This is a genomic window from Oryzomicrobium terrae (assembly GCF_008274805.1).
GTDB lineage: Bacteria > Pseudomonadota > Gammaproteobacteria > Burkholderiales > Rhodocyclaceae > Oryzomicrobium > Oryzomicrobium terrae.
On record NZ_CP022579.1, the window covers coordinates 1,665,791 to 1,679,930 of the forward strand.

The following is a 14,140-nucleotide window of genomic DNA, read 5'->3' on the forward strand; positions in this document are numbered from 1 at the left end:
GGGGACGAATTGGGTGTGAGGCGGCTGGAATGGACAACGGCCCGCGGTCAGGCGGGCCGTTGCGGCGGTGTGGCGTGAAACCCGGGACTCAGTCCTTGCGCATGTGCGGGAAGAGGATCACGTCGCGGATGGCCGGGCTGTCGGTGAGCAGCATCACCAGACGGTCGATGCCGATGCCGCAGCCGCCGGTGGGAGGCAGACCGTACTCCAGGGCGCGGATGTAGTCGGCGTCGTAGTACATGGCCTCTTCATCGCCCGCATCCTTGGCCTGGGCCTGGGCGAGGAAGCGCTCGGCCTGGTCTTCCGGATCGTTCAGCTCGGAGAAGCCGTTGGCGATCTCGCGGCCGACGATGAACAGCTCGAAGCGCTCGGTGATCTCGGGATCGGAATCGCTCTTGCGTGCCAGGGGCGACACTTCCACCGGGTAGTCGACGATGAAGGTCGGCTCCCACAGCTGGGCTTCGGCGGTTTCTTCGAAGAACATCAGTTGCAGGGCGCCCAGACCCATGTCGCTGCGCGGGTCGGCCTTCATTTCGCGCAGCTTGTGGCGCAGCCAGGCGGCGTCGGTCAGCTGGGCCTCGGTGTACTCGGGGCAGTGCTTCATCACCGCCTGGACGATGGTCAGGCGGTGGAAAGGCTTGGACAGGTCCAGCACCCGGCCCTGGTATTCGAATACCTCGGTGCCCAGGGCATCCCGGGCGGCGTGGCGCAGTAGGCCTTCGGTGAAATCCATGAGGGTCTGGTAGTCGGCGTAGGCCTCGTAGAACTCCATCATGGTGAATTCGGGGTTGTGCCGGGGCGAGACGCCTTCGTTGCGGAAGTTGCGGTTAACTTCGAAGACCTTCTCGAAGCCACCCACCACCAGGCGCTTCAGGTACAGCTCGGGAGCGATGCGCAGGAACATTTCCATGTCCAGCGCGTTGTGGTGGGTGACGAAGGGCTTGGCCGAGGCACCGCCGGGGATGGGGTGCATCATCGGCGTTTCGACTTCGAGGAAGCCGGCATGGACCATGTAGTTGCGGATGGACTGGATCATCCGGCTACGGGCCAGGAAGGTGAACCGGGAGTTCTCGTTGGTGATCAGGTCCAGGTAGCGCTGGCGGTAGCGCTGCTCGATGTCGGTCAGGCCGTGGAACTTCTCGGGCAGGGGGCGCAGGCACTTGGAGAGCAGACGCACCTCGCTGGCCTTGACGGTCAGTTCGCCGGTCTTGGTGCGGAACAGGGTGCCGACCACGCCGACGATGTCGCCGCTGTCCCAGTGTTTGAAGTCGGTGTAGACCTCTTCGCCCACCGCGTCCTTGGCCACGTAGATCTGGATGCGGCCGGACAGGTCCTGGATGGTGATGAAGGAGGCCTTGCCCATGACCCGCTTGAGCATGATGCGGCCCGCCACCTTCACTTCCACCGGGGTGGCTTCCAGGGCTTCGCCGTCCTTGTCGCCGTAGATCTCGAACAGCTTGCCGGCGGTGTTCTCACGCTTGAAGTCGTTCGGGTAGGCGGCACCGGATTCACGCCATTTGCCAAGCTTGGCGCGGCGTTCGGCGATGATGTGGTTTTCGTCCTGGGGAAGCTCGTTGGTTGGGTGTGCTTGGGCTGCGTCGGTCATGGTGGTCTTTCGTGCGTGGCGTGGGGAGGCGCCACCGGAATCGTGCGTAATTCGTGCTTGACGTGCGTTGCAATGCATCATTTTCGCACATCGCGCCGGAGACGACGCGGGTGCGCGGGCCAACAACCCTCCGGGACCTGAGCCCCGGAGGCGGTCGGCGTTTAGACGCCCTGTTTCAGGCTGGCCTCGATGAACGGATCCAGGTCGCCGTCGAGGACGCCCTGGGTGTTGCCCACTTCGACGTTGGTGCGCAGATCCTTGATGCGCGACTGGTCGAGCACGTAGGAACGGATCTGGTGGCCCCAGCCGATATCGGACTTGGCGTCCTCCAGCTTCTGCTGCTCGGCCTGGCGCTTGCGCAGTTCATGCTCGAACAGGCGGGCACGCAGCATCTTCCAGGCTTCGTCCCGGTTGCGGTGCTGGGAACGGTCGTTCTGGCACTGCACGACGATGCCGCTGGGCACGTGGGTGAGGCGCACCGCCGAGTCGGTCTTGTTGATGTGCTGGCCGCCGGCGCCGGAAGCCCGGTAGGTGTCGGTGCGCACGTCGGCCGGGTTGATCTCGATTTCGATCGAGTCGTCCACTTCCGGGTAGATGAACACCGAGGTGAAGCTGGTGTGGCGCCGGGCGTTGGAGTCGAAGGGGCTCTTGCGCACCAGGCGGTGGATGCCTGTTTCGGTACGCAGCATGCCGTAGGCGTAGTCGCCGCTGATCTTGATGGTGGCGCTCTTGATGCCTGCCACTTCACCCTCGGACTCTTCCAGCACCTCGGCGGTGTAGCCGCGCCGCTCGCAGTAGCGCAGGTACATGCGCAGCAGCATGGAGGCCCAGTCCTGGGCTTCGGTACCGCCGGCGCCAGCCTGGATTTCCAGGAAGCAGGGGTTGGGGTCCTGGGGGTTGTTGAACATGCGCCGGAATTCGAGTTCGTGCACGTCCTTTTCCAGGCTGTCCACATCGCTCACGACGGACTGGAGCATGTCGTCGTCGCCTTCTTCCCGGCCCATTTCAAAGAGCTCGCGGGCATCGGACAGGCTTTGTTCGATGGTGTCGAGGGACACCACCACCCCTTCCAGGGATTTCTTTTCCCGACCCAGTTCCTGGGCGACTTTGGCGTCGTTCCAGATGGCGGGATCTTCGAGCTTTTTGGAAACCTCGACTAGGCGCTCTTTCTTGGCAGCGTAGTCAAAGATACCTCCGTAGGTCGGTGGTCCGCTGGGCGAGGTCGGCGAGGTGATTGGCGATGCTGTTGAGTTGTTCGGCTTCCATGGCGGTTTCCTATAGGGGCGCAGGCCTTGACGGCAGTGGAGCGGGCCCGGAGCGCGGCCCAGGGCAGGGCGGGCGAGGGGCCGGGCAAAACCTCATAGTATACCGCAGGGAGCCTGGTGCTTCGCTCATGATAGAGTCCATGGCCCTGTTCCAACTTTTGCTGCCGATGCCGGGCGAGCGAACCGCCAGCGGCGCCTGTTACCGTGACTTCTCCCAATTCTTCTTCCGCTGCGCCGGAGCGTGCCGTTGAGCACGAACGCCTGCCGGCCCTGGGCCTGCTGCTGCTGGCTGCGATCGCTGTCGGCTGGGGGCTCAACTGGCCGATCATGAAGGTGGTGCTGTCGGAGGTGCCGCCCCTGAGCTTTCGCGGTTCCTGCCTGACCTTGGGCGGCCTGGGCATGTTGTTCCTGGCCCGCTGCACCGGGCAGTCCCCGCGCATTCCTGCCGGTGCCATGCCGCGCCTGCTGCTGCTGTCTGCGACCAACATCGTCGGCTGGAACGTATTGATCGTGTATGGCCTGCTTACGCTGCCTTCGGGGCGGGGGGCGCTGCTCGGCTACACCATGCCCTTGTGGGGCATCTGCCTGTCGGTGTGGCTGCTCAAGGAACAGTTCACTGCGCGCAAGCTTCTCGGCCTGATCCTGGGATTTTCCGGTGTGGGGTTGTTGATCGGCGAAAGCCTGGGCGTGCTGTCCGCCACGCCCGTGGGGGTGGCCTGCATGCTCGGTGCGGCCTTTTTCTGGGCCCTGGGTGTGGTCCTGATCAAGCGTTTGCCGGTCGCCATGCCGACCATGGCGTTGACCGGCTGGATGATGCTGCTGGGTGGGGTGCCGATCGCCGTGGCGGCGCTGCTGCTGGAAACGGACAAGTGGCATCCCCTGACCTTCTGGCCGGCGTTTGGCCTGGTCTACAACCTCTTCGTCGCCTTCATGTTCTGCTACTGGGCCTGGAACCGTATCGTACTGATGGTGCCGGTGTCGGTATCGTCCCTGTCGTCCTTGGTCACGCCGCTGATCGGCCTCGCCGGTGGCATGGCCTTTCTCGGCGAGCGGCCGGGCTGGCAGGAGGCCCTGGCGGCGGCCTGCATTCTCGGCGCCCTGGCGGTGGTGTCGTTACCGGGGCGCCGCGATCGCTGAGAGGCGGGACGGTGTGGGGGGAACGGCCCCGACCGTTCAACCCGGTGGAGATGGGGACATGGCATTGGCTTGGCGTTGCGCCAGTTCGTCGAGGATGCGCCGGCGCACCACCTGGCGGAGGGCAGCCTTGCACGCTGGGCTGCATGTCATCTGGCGGCCGTAGCTGAGGCGATCAAGGATGTCCGGCACGTCGTGGATCTGGCCGCAGACCGGGCAGCAGTGCGCAACCATGGCTGCACTCCTTACAGAGCACGAGAGGCATAGCGGGCGAGGTCAGCTGGTTGGGCTGCCACCGCCGGCGATACCAGCATGACTTCACGGCGAGGCGTGTCCGCCAGCCCGATCGCCAGAGTGATGGCGGCGGCGCTGGCAGCAGCAACCGCCAGGCGGAGCGGGGTTTCCCAGCGCTTTAATGCCTGCGCCAGGGCCGCACAGCCATGGGCGTCGGAGGCGAACGTCTGGAACAGGATTTCTTCGCCGGGTCGGTCGGCCAGGCGCGTGGCGATGCGTAGCAGGTCGTGTTCCAGGGTGATGCCGATACAGATGACGCGCTTCATCGAGGGAGCTCCTCTTGGTTCCGGATTTGTTATCCGTATGGCGTCAGCGTAGGCCCGGCGGCGCAAGGCCGGCATCAAGAACGTTCCCTTGACGGTAAAGAACCCGTCAAGGGTCAAGCGGCGGCGCGGATCAGCTCTCGACCGTACGCGATTCCTGCTGCCAAGTGATGGCGTCTGCAGGCAGCAGCACTGCCTCGGGGCCATCCCCCAGGGCGACCTGGGGGGCCATGACCCAGCCGAGAGGGCGGCTTGGGCCACCGGGCAGGCGGACGTCGCTGCCGGCGTGGTAGGCGATCCAGTTCATCTCCCAAAAGCCGAACAGGCGTTTTTTCAGGGCCGAGGTTTTCGGATCTTCGGCGCGCAGATTGTCCTGGGCGATGGCACGGCGTACATCGGCCGGGTCAACGGGCACCCAGCCGTAGGCCGCCACATAGAACTCGGCACGACAGTGCTGGGCCGCGGCGATGTTGCCGCTGGCACCCAGGCTGGGGAACTGGCGCGATTCGCCGATGCGCTGGCCATAGACCACCCGGGCGGGGATGCCCGAAGCCCGGCACAGGCCGACGAACAGGGTGCTGGCGTTCCAGCCCGTGACATCGTCGCACAAGGTGATCTGCCGATCGGCGCCGATCAGGTTCTGTACATCGCCACTGGGGCAGTCGTTGCGTCCGGCGGACTTGATCGGCTGGTCGATGATCCAGTCGTAGAACGCCCGGGCCTGGGGCATGGGCTCGCGGATGCGACCGGAGATACGCTCGGCGGCATCGGCGATGGCACCATCCAAGGGCAAGCGGCTGCTGCCCTGCAGGTAGCGCTGCAGGGTGTCGTCGTCCTCGTGGCGGTTGCCACGCCGGGTGATGTCGAAGAGGCGCTGTCGGGTGGCTACGCGGCTGCTGATTTCCAGCTCCGGGGTGACGCCGTCCTTCCAGTCGGCTACCAGGAAGGTGATATCGCTGTAGGGGTCGCGCTTCAGGCCGATGCGCTCGAAGTTGCCTTTCCAGGTGACGTCCATCTCCCGTTGCCAGTCCGATTCCCGGGGCAGGGGAATCCAGGCGCGACTACGGCCGCGGCCCGGCAGCTTGGCCTGGAGGCGGCCGGTCAACTGGTACTCGCGCCATTCGAACTGGGGGGGCGGGGTGAGGGACACCGGGGTCAGGGGGCGGGACTGGCGGAAGCCGCTACCACTGGTTTCGCGCAGGCTGGAACTGGCGCCCTTCTTGGCGATGGGTTTGGCCTGGGTTTTGGCACCAGGTTTGGCGCCTGCTTTACCGGCAGGTTTGCCGGCCGGTTTGGCCGGGGCCGCCTTTTTCTGGACCGGCTTGGCCAGGACGGGGGCGGCGGAGAAGAGGGAAATGAACGCCGAGGCGGCGAGGAAAGCGCGTCGTTTCATGGACTGATTGATCCGTTCGCAGGAAAAAATACGACCGCCGGGAGCGGGGCTCAGGGCGGTCGTTGAAATTTGTATGGTTACAAAATCATAGCACCTCGGCGGCGTGGTCGGCCAGGCGGGAGCGCTCGCCCCGCGCCAGGGTGACGTGGCCGGAGTGATCCCAGCCCTTGAAGCGGTCCACCACGTAGGTGAGGCCCGACGAGCCCTCGGTCAGGTAGGGGGTGTCGATCTGGGCGATGTTGCCCAGGCAGACCACCTTGGTGCCCGGGCCGGCCCGGGTGATCAGGGTCTTCATCTGCTTGGGGGTGAGGTTCTGGGCCTCGTCGATGATCAGGTACTTGTTGAGGAAGGTGCGGCCGCGCATGAAGTTGAGGGATTTCACCTTGATGCGGCTGCGGATCAGGTCCTGGGTCGCCGCCCGGCCCCAGTCACCGGAACCGGCCTCGTCGTCGGTCTTGTTGAGGACCTCCAGGTTGTCTTCCAGGGCGCCCATCCAGGGGGCCATCTTCTCTTCCTCGGTACCGGGCAGGAAACCGATGTCCTCACCCACCGGCACGGTCACCCGGGTCATGATGATCTCGGCGTAGAGCTTGCTCTCCAGCACCTGGGTCAGGCCCGCCGCCAGAGTCAGCAGGGTCTTGCCGGTGCCGGCCTGGCCGAGCAGGGTGACGAAGTCGATCTCCGGGTTCATCAGCAGATTGAGGGCGAAGTTCTGCTCCCGGTTGCGGGCTGTGATGCCCCATACGGCATTCTTTGGGTGGGAGTAGTCGGTGAGGGTTTCCAGCACCGCGGTCTTGCCCGAGACTTCCTTGACCCAGGCCGCCAGGGGGTTGCCCTGGCCTTCTTGCCAGACGAACTCGTTGACCATGAACTGGGGGCACATGGGGCCAGTCAGGCGGTAGCGGGTCTTGCCGTTTTCCTTCCAGGACTCCATGCCCTGGCCATGCTTGTCCCAGAAGTTGGCGGGCAGTTCCTGGGTGCCGGCGTAGAGGACGTCCGTATCCTCCAGCACCTTGTCGTTGAAGTAATCCTCAGCGGCCAGGCCCAGGGCGCGGGCCTTGATGCGCATGTTGATGTCCTTGGACACCAGGATCACCTGGCGCTTCGGGTGCTTGCGCTGCAGGTGCACCAGCACCGACAGGATGTGGTTGTCGGCCTTGCCTGTAGGCAGCGCCGTGGGTAGCTCGCCCGAGATGGCCTCGGTCTGCAAGAACAGCCGGCCGGTGGCCAGCTTGTTGGACGGGCCGGTGAGTTCGACCCCTTCGTCGATGCTCTCGCTGGAGGCCACCAGCTCATCGAGCATGCGCGACACCTGGCGGACGTTGCGCGAGATTTCCGACATGCCCTTCTTGTGGTTATCCAGCTCCTCCAAGGTCATGATCGGAATGTAGATGTCGTGTTCCTCGAAGCGGAACAGACTGGTGGGGTCGTGCATCAGCACGTTGGTATCGAGGACGAACAGCTTGGAGGGGCTGGCAGCGACCGCTTTTTTGGCTGCTTTGGGAGCGGTTTTCGGGGCGGCTTTGGCTTGCGCTGCAGATTGGCGGGCCATGGAGTTTCCTTGCGTTCGTTGATGACGAGACTGGGGGGCAACAAGCGACACGACGGCGGGGTGCTACGGATAAAACGGCGAAGCTAGGGAACCGTATAGCAAGGCAAGGTTACAGGGCGCGCACGGCGTCCAGCACGGCCTGGGCATGGCCGGGAACCTTCACTCCGCGCCATTCCTGGGCCAGCTTGCCGGTGCGGTCGAAGACGAAGGTACTGCGCTCGATGCCGCGTACCTGCTTGCCGTACATGTTCTTCATCTTGATCACGCCGAAGGCATTGCAGACGGTTTCGTCGGTGTCGGAGAGCAGTTCGAAGGGCAGTTCCAGCTTGGCCTTGAAGTTGGCGTGGGATTTCAGGCTGTCCCGGGAAATGCCGACGACGACGGCCCCCGCGGCGAGGAAATCGGCATAAAGGTCGCGGAACTGTCCGGCCTCGGTGGTGCAGCCCGGGGTGCTGTCCTTGGGATAGAAATAAACCACGACCGCCTGGCCGGCCTGGGTGGCTGCTGCCAGGTGAAAGTCGCCGCCGGTGCCGGGGAGGGTGAAGTCGGCGGGTACGCTAGTGCTCATCGGGGTCTCCTTGAAAGGCCGAAAATGCATTCGTTAGGGCCATTCTCAGGAAAGTGGCGCTTCCCGGCAAGTGTGTCTGCGCAAACGCGCTGGGCCCGGCCGTTACCGGGCACCCTCTGGAGATTGGCTTGTGGCGCGGTTCTCCAGAGGGTGGGGGGTATGACGTCTTCTTCCGCGGTGTGGCGGCCGGCCTTAGCCGTCAGGCATTGGCCGGGCTGGCCATGGCGCCATCCAGCTGGCCCATCAGGTGATCGAGGCGTGAGGTCGCATCGGCGATGCTCTGGGTTTCCTGGGAAAGGACGCCGGTGGCTTGGCCGAAGGTCGTGATCTCGGTTGAGAATGCGCTGAAACGCTCCTGCTGATGAAGCGCTCCGGACGCGATGTCATTGAGCAGGCCGGCAATCACCTGCGCTTCGCCAATGACGGCGGCCAGTCGTTCCTGGGCCGCCCGGGCATTGTCCCGGCCATCCTTCATTTGCGCGCCACCGTTACGTACCGCCTGAAGGGCGTCCTGGGTGGCGGCGAGGATTTCGGCGATGCGCCGCTCGATGTCGCCGGTGGCGTGTTGGGTTCGCTCCGCCAGCTTGCGCACTTCGTCGGCGACGACGGCGAAGCCCCGCCCCGTTTCTCCGGCCCTGGCTGCCTCGATGGCAGCATTGAGGGCCAGCAGGTTGGTCTGGTCGGCCACGTCGCGGATGATCTGGACGATGGCGCCAATCTCGTTGTTGCGCGCCCCCAGTTCCTCGATTCGGGCCACAGCCTGGCCGATAGCCTGGTGCGCTTGCTCCAGGCGATCCACCGCTGAATCCATGACCACACCGCCGGCACTGGCCTGATCCCCGGCTGCTTCGGCCAGCCGGTTGGCCTCGGTGGAACGGCGGGCATTTTCCTGGGCGGCGGCAATGATGGCATCGGCGGTAGCCGCCATGGACTGGGCCCGTGTCTGCTGCTGGCCCATGGTGTCGGCGATACGGCCAGTGGCGCCGGCGATTCCTGCACTCTCCCGGGAGGCGGCGCCTACCGAGGTGGTGATTTGGGTGAGTAGGGTTTCAAGGTGGGCGGAGGCCGCCTCGGCGTGGCGGCGCGCTTCCTCCAGGTTGCCGAAGGAGTGCTGGCGGGCCCGCTCGAAGGCCAGGGCCAGTGCGAACACCACCACCAGCAGGCCGATCAGGGACTTGCCCTGAAGGGTTGGCAGCAGTTCATGGGGGAGGGGAGAGGCCGGTAGTAGTCCCCGGCCTTCGATGGCCATCAGCAACCCCACGGAGGCCAGGGAAAGGGCGCTCCACAGGTAGCCGGCTCCCCGCCCGGCAATGAACACCGCTGCCAGGGGGATGGTGGCAAACCAGACAATGCTGGTGGAGAAGAGGCCGCCGTTGACCGCCACCATCCAGACCACCATGCCGAACATGGAGGCGGTGACGAACTGGGCCGCCAGGCGCACGCTGCCGGTGCCTTTGAGCAGGAAGGGGCCGAGCAGCAGGCCAAGGCTGCCGACCAGAATGCCGTTGGCCATCGGGTAGTGGCCGTGCTTGTAGTAGGACAGGGCGAACAGGGGCGCCACCAGAGCGGCGATCAGGCCGACGCTGACCACGGTGCGGGCACGGACAGCGGCCTCCGGCGAAGTACGGACATTCTCGGGGAAAAACCAGGCGACGACCTGGGCAAGGGCCATGGCGAAATCCTTGATGACGGAAAAGCCATGAAATTTAGATCAAACGTTCGTTTGAATCAATTGCCGAGGGGTTGGCGGACCGCTCAAGTTGCCGAAAATTGTGAAAGCTTGCGTTCGTGGTGGAACAGTGGCGCCGACCTGAATACCGGTACCAGGCGAAGCCGACCGCTGCAGGATGAGGGGGGAATGACGCACCGCCGCCGTCCCGCAACGAAAATTCCGGGAAGGCGGCGGTATGAACGTGTGCCTGGATTGGGCCGCCAACTTCGGGCAGCCCTCCCTAGGCTGGAATCAACAGGGTGCGCCTTGCACCATTAGGCGGCCGGAGCGGCCGGGAATCTCACCCCAGCCGATTTCGTGGCGGGGCAGGCTGGCCACGTCCAGGGAATCGAACAGCGTACGAGTGGCGACAAGCTGGTAGCCCTGGGCTTTCCAGCCAGCGAGCAGGCGGTCGAAGGCCGGTGCCAGTTTGCCCCCTTCCAACTCAGCGTGCAGGGTGTAGACGTGGTCCCGGTCCGCCGCCTGGGTCAGGCGCAGCAGATGGTCGGCCACATTCCCCTCGGTGATGCCGTCGGCGCCGATCAGTTCGTCCAGGGTAGGCAGGGTCGTCGGCAACTGGGGTACGGTCAGCTCACGACCTTGCCAGACCGGGCGGAAGGGGTGGAGACCCCGGCCGTCGGAGGCGTAGTCCATGCCCGTTTCCCCTTCCAGGGCCAGAGCGGTGCCGTTCATCTGCCAGCCGGCTGCACCGTGGGTCCGGGGCGGTTCGCCAAAGACTTCGGTGAAGCGCTGCACCGCCTTGCCGAACTCGGCCCGAGTCCAGGCTTCGTTGGCATTGCCCACGCCGTCCTGCCACTTCACGTGGTCCCAGCAGTGGATTCCGACTTCGAAACCGGCGTCACGGGTGGCGCGCAGCACGTCGGCCGCTTTTTTGCCGATATCCGGCCCCGGCAGCAGGGTGCCATAGAGCAGGGTCTTGATACCGTAATGGGAGACTACCGAGGTGCGTTGCACCTTCTTGACAAAGCCCGGGCGCAGGGCCCGCTTGACCGCCCGGCCGGTGTGATCCGGGCCGAGGGAAAAGAGGAAGGTGGCGCCGGCCTGATGGCGGCGCAGCAGCTGGATCAGGGTGGGTACCCCTTCCCGGGTGCCACGGAAGGTGTCCACGTCGATCTTGAGGGCGAGGTAGGGCATGGGGGATTCGGTGAAGTGGAAACAGTCAGCAGCCGGGTGCGGGCTGGGCGGCTGGGCAGAGTGGGGCACCAAGAACAACGCGCCGCCGTCGGAATGATCCGGCCGGCGGCGCGTTGTTCTGGAGGATGGGCCCAGAGGTTGCGGGCGTAATCAGTCCACCAGCTTGCGGGCTTCCGCAACTTGGCCGCGGTAGGCGTCGAAGATGTTCTTGAGGGAATCCTCAAACGTGATCTTCGGTTCCCAGCCCAGGTCGGCCATGGTGTTGGTGATTTTCGGCACCCGGTGCTGGGTGTCCTGATAGCCCTTACCGTAGTACTCGCCGGAGGTGGTTTCGACCATCTGCACCCGACCAGCGCTCTCGGCGTACTCGGGGTACTGCTTGGCCAGGTCGAGCATCAGGGTGGCCAGTTCGCGCACCGAGTAGTTGTTCTTCGGGTTGCCGATGTTGTAGATCTTGCCGGAGGCCACGCCGTCCTTGTTCTCGATGATCTTCATCAGGGCGGAGATACCGTCGGACACGTAGGTGAACGACCGCTTCTGGGCGCCGCCATCCACCAGTTTGATGTTCTCGCCGCGCACGATGTGGCCGAGGAACTGGGTGATGACGCGGGAAGAGCCTTCCTTCGGGGTGTAGATGGAATCCAGGCCCGGGCCGATCCAGTTGAAGGGGCGGAACAGGGTGTAATCCAGGCCTTCCTGCTGGCCGTAGGCATGGATTACCCGGTCCATCATCTGCTTGGCGCAGGAGTAGATCCAGCGGGGCTTGTTGATGGGGCCGAGGACGAATTCGGAGTTTTCGGGGTCGAACTCGGCGTCCTTGCACATGCCGTACACCTCGGAGGTGGACGGGAAAATCACGCGCTTCTTGTACTTCACCGCCTGGCGGATGATCGGCAGGTTGGCTTCGAAGTCCAGCTCGAATACCCGCAGCGGTTCCTTGACGTAGGTGGCCGGGGTAGCGATGGCCACCAGGGGCAGGATCACGTCGCATTTCTTGACGTGGTACTCGATCCACTCCTTGTTGATGGTGATGTCACCTTCAAAGAAGTTGAAGCGGGGATGATCGAGCAGGCTGGCCACACGGTCGTTGGCCATGTCCATGCCGTACACCTCCCAGTCCGTGGTGTCGATGATGCGCTGGGAAAGGTGGTGGCCGATAAAGCCGTTCACGCCGAGGATCAGGATTTTTTTCATGACGAGGTAGAGAGGCAGGAAATCGAAAAAGGGAGATCAGAGCAGGATCGAATTGTGCTCTTTTCCGGTAACAAGTGCGCTAAAACGCTCCGCAGTCAGGGGCGTGTCATCCAGTTCAGCAGCCAATACGCGCAGTTTGCGACCATCGCCACAGCGGGCCGTCAGCTGGCCTGCCTCGACCGTCAGGGCGGGAGGCTGGCCGACTTCGGCCGGCGCGTCGACAAGCAGGGTACGCAGCACTTTGAGCCGACCCAGGTCGGTATCGCTGAAGGCACCCGGGTAGGGAGGCGCGACGGCGCGGACGAGATTATGAACGCTCTGGGCCATGTTCCGCCAGTCGATTCGGCCATCCTCGGGTTTGCGGCCCCCGAAGTAACTGCCATTGGCCAGATCCTGGGCCTGGAATTCGGTAGTGCCGGCGAGCAGGCCGGGAAGGGCACGATGCAGGCAGATTTCAGCTGCGACGGTCACCTTATTGAAGACCTCGAAGGCAGTGTCGTCGCCCAGGATGGGAACTGCCTGCTGGTCCACCAGGCGCCCTGCATCCGGCTTCTCGACCATTTCATGGAGGCTGGCGCCGGTTTCGTGTTCGCCATGGATAACCGCCCAGTTCACCGGGACGCGGCCCCGGTACTTGGGCAGCAACGAACCGTGCATGTTGAAGGCGCCCCGGGGCGGGATCGCCAGGAGCGGTGCCTTCATCATCTGGCGGAAGTAGAAGGAAAAGAAGAAATCCGGCCCGGCTTCCGCGATTCGGGCCAGCACTTCGGGGGCGTTGACATCTTCGGGGGTGATGACCGGGATGCCTCGCTCGCGGGCAATGTCGGCGACCCGCTGAAACCAGATGTTTTCACGGGGATCATCTTCGTGGGTGACCACAAGGGGAACGGTAACGCCGGCATCGAGCAGGGTCAGCAAGCAACGGGCCCCAACGTTGTGGTAGGCGAAGACGATGGCGCGGGAAGATGTGGACATCGTGAGAGTCTGGAAGTCAGGGCTGCAAGGTCGGGCGGGAGGCCGGCAGGGTAGAAGCATCTTCTGACGAAGTGCTGACAGCCGGAGATTCGAGGATGGTGCCGATCCGGTAGCGGGGACGGTAGCGAACCTGCATGTGGATGCGGCCCACGTATTCGCCCAGGATGCCTTGGCCGAACAGCACCAGACCAATCAGGAAGAAGGCGAGGATGTCCCGGTCCCAGATCACGTCGATCAGGCCGGTGACTTCATGGTTGAACAGGCGGTGGATGATCACGCCGACGTAGGTGACCACCGACAGCATGGAGACCAGGATGCCGAGCAGGGAGAAGAACTGTAGCGGGGCCACCGAAAAGCCGGTCATCAGGTCGAAGTTGAGGCGGATCAGGCTGTACAGGGAATACTTGGATTCGCCAGCGGAGCGGGCCTCGTGCTCGACAACGACTTCGGTGGGCTGGTGGGCGAAGGTGTAGGCCAGTGCCGGGATGAAGGTGTTGACCTCCTTGCAGTCGAGCATGGCTTCGACGATTTCACGACGGTAAGCACGCAGCATGCAGCCCTGGTCGGTCATCTTGATACGGGTAATCCGTTCGCGCAGGCGGTTCATGCTCTTCGAGGCGACCGAGCGCCACAGGGCGTCTTCACGCTGGCGGCGGATCGAGCCGACGTAGTCGTGACCGGCGCGCACGGCGTCGAGCAGCTTGCCGATTTCTTCCGGCGGGTTCTGAAGGTCGGCGTCCAAGGTCACCACCACGTCCCCACGGCATTGCTCGAAGCCCGCCATGATGGCCATGTGCTGGCCGGCATTGGCGGCCAGCAATACCACGCGGGTCACGTCCGGACGGCGCTGGAATTGCTCGCGCAGCAGGGCGGCGGAGCGGTCGCGGCTGCCGTCGTTGACGAAAATGACTTCGTAAACGGTGCCCAATTGATCCAGGGCCGGGTAAAGGCGATCGTAGAGCGACTGGAGACCGGCCTCCTCGTTATAGACCGGAATGACGACGGACAACTCGGGATGGGCGTGACTCAT

The 14,140-nt window shown here is 64.3% G+C and carries 13 protein-coding genes; 1 reads left to right on the plus strand and 12 read right to left on the minus strand.

The annotated features are described in order from the left end of the window. Window positions 1-88: 88 nt before the first annotated feature. Both lysS and prfB read right to left on the minus strand, forming a co-directional pair. A complete protein-coding gene (gene lysS / locus OTERR_RS07680) occupies window positions 89-1,606 on the minus strand; it encodes a lysine--tRNA ligase (RefSeq protein WP_149425358.1) in 1,518 nt (505 codons plus the stop codon). Window positions 1,607-1,767: 161 nt separating this feature from the next. Continuing rightward, window positions 1,768-2,872, minus strand: a protein-coding gene (gene prfB, locus OTERR_RS07685; RefSeq protein WP_149425359.1) for a peptide chain release factor 2 whose coding sequence is annotated in 2 segments (ribosomal slippage) — window positions 1,768-2,790 and window positions 2,792-2,872 — 1,104 coding nt in all. Because the reading frame shifts where the segments join, the coding sequence is not laid out codon by codon here. 203 nt (window positions 2,873-3,075) lie between these two features. Between prfB and OTERR_RS07690 the strand changes: the two genes are divergently transcribed. Continuing rightward, window positions 3,076-4,008 (plus strand): DMT family transporter, encoded by a 933-nt coding sequence (locus OTERR_RS07690; protein ID WP_054620982.1) that lies wholly within the window; start codon window positions 3,076-3,078, stop codon window positions 4,006-4,008. A 36-nt stretch (window positions 4,009-4,044) separates the two neighbouring features. Here OTERR_RS07690 and OTERR_RS07695 read toward each other — a convergent pair whose 3' ends face one another. From OTERR_RS07695 to OTERR_RS07740, 10 genes are all read right to left on the minus strand, one after another. Further along, window positions 4,045-4,239 (minus strand): hypothetical protein, encoded by a 195-nt coding sequence (locus OTERR_RS07695; protein ID WP_054620981.1) that lies wholly within the window; start codon window positions 4,237-4,239, stop codon window positions 4,045-4,047. 11 nt (window positions 4,240-4,250) lie between these two features. Further along, window positions 4,251-4,565 carry a hypothetical protein gene (locus tag OTERR_RS07700; protein WP_054620980.1) on the minus strand — a complete coding sequence of 105 codons (315 nt, stop codon included), beginning with the start codon at window positions 4,563-4,565 and terminating at the stop codon, window positions 4,251-4,253. A 130-nt stretch (window positions 4,566-4,695) separates the two neighbouring features. Further along, window positions 4,696-5,955 (minus strand): transglutaminase-like domain-containing protein, encoded by a 1,260-nt coding sequence (locus OTERR_RS16565; protein WP_054620979.1) that lies wholly within the window; start codon window positions 5,953-5,955, stop codon window positions 4,696-4,698. 85 nt (window positions 5,956-6,040) lie between these two features. Then, window positions 6,041-7,507 carry a PhoH family protein gene (locus OTERR_RS07710; RefSeq protein WP_149425360.1) on the minus strand — a complete coding sequence of 489 codons (1,467 nt, stop codon included), beginning with the start codon at window positions 7,505-7,507 and terminating at the stop codon, window positions 6,041-6,043. Between the two features lie 109 nt (window positions 7,508-7,616). Next, window positions 7,617-8,075 carry a peroxiredoxin gene (locus tag OTERR_RS07715; protein ID WP_054620977.1) on the minus strand — a complete coding sequence of 153 codons (459 nt, stop codon included), beginning with the start codon at window positions 8,073-8,075 and terminating at the stop codon, window positions 7,617-7,619. A 199-nt stretch (window positions 8,076-8,274) separates the two neighbouring features. Further along, window positions 8,275-9,747: a methyl-accepting chemotaxis protein gene (locus OTERR_RS16570; protein WP_149425361.1), complete on the minus strand. Its 1,473-nt coding sequence runs from the start codon at window positions 9,745-9,747 to the stop codon at window positions 8,275-8,277. 291 nt (window positions 9,748-10,038) lie between these two features. Next, window positions 10,039-10,941, minus strand: a complete 903-nt coding sequence (locus tag OTERR_RS07725) for a polysaccharide deacetylase family protein (RefSeq protein ID WP_149425362.1) — start codon at window positions 10,939-10,941, stop codon at window positions 10,039-10,041. Between the two features lie 150 nt (window positions 10,942-11,091). Beyond that, window positions 11,092-12,135: a bifunctional UDP-4-keto-pentose/UDP-xylose synthase gene (locus tag OTERR_RS07730; RefSeq protein WP_054620974.1), complete on the minus strand. Its 1,044-nt coding sequence runs from the start codon at window positions 12,133-12,135 to the stop codon at window positions 11,092-11,094. A gap of 36 nt (window positions 12,136-12,171) precedes the next feature. Then, window positions 12,172-13,053: a formyltransferase gene (locus OTERR_RS07735; protein ID WP_246154400.1), complete on the minus strand. Its 882-nt coding sequence runs from the start codon at window positions 13,051-13,053 to the stop codon at window positions 12,172-12,174. A gap of 73 nt (window positions 13,054-13,126) precedes the next feature. Further along, a complete protein-coding gene (locus OTERR_RS07740; RefSeq protein ID WP_149425364.1) occupies window positions 13,127-14,140 on the minus strand; it encodes a glycosyltransferase in 1,014 nt (337 codons plus the stop codon).

Bases quoted from the DNA above. Each gene is read 5' to 3' on its own strand.
- lysS (WP_149425358.1), bottom strand. From the start codon at position 1,606: ATGACCGACGCAGCCCAAGCACACCCAACCAACGAGCTTCCCCAGGAC.
- OTERR_RS07695 (WP_054620981.1), bottom strand. From the start codon at position 4,239: ATGGTTGCGCACTGCTGCCCGGTCTGCGGCCAGATCCACGACGTGCCG.
- OTERR_RS07700 (WP_054620980.1), bottom strand. From the start codon at position 4,565: ATGAAGCGCGTCATCTGTATCGGCATCACCCTGGAACACGACCTGCTA.
- OTERR_RS16565 (WP_054620979.1), bottom strand. From the start codon at position 5,955: ATGAAACGACGCGCTTTCCTCGCCGCCTCGGCGTTCATTTCCCTCTTC.
- OTERR_RS07710 (WP_149425360.1), bottom strand. From the start codon at position 7,507: ATGGCCCGCCAATCTGCAGCGCAAGCCAAAGCCGCCCCGAAAACCGCT.
- OTERR_RS07715 (WP_054620977.1), bottom strand. From the start codon at position 8,075: ATGAGCACTAGCGTACCCGCCGACTTCACCCTCCCCGGCACCGGCGGC.
- OTERR_RS16570 (WP_149425361.1), bottom strand. From the start codon at position 9,747: ATGGCCCTTGCCCAGGTCGTCGCCTGGTTTTTCCCCGAGAATGTCCGT.
- OTERR_RS07725 (WP_149425362.1), bottom strand. From the start codon at position 10,941: ATGCCCTACCTCGCCCTCAAGATCGACGTGGACACCTTCCGTGGCACC.
- OTERR_RS07730 (WP_054620974.1), bottom strand. From the start codon at position 12,135: ATGAAAAAAATCCTGATCCTCGGCGTGAACGGCTTTATCGGCCACCAC.
- OTERR_RS07740 (WP_149425364.1), bottom strand. From the start codon at position 14,140: ATGAGTCACGCCCATCCCGAGTTGTCCGTCGTCATTCCGGTCTATAAC.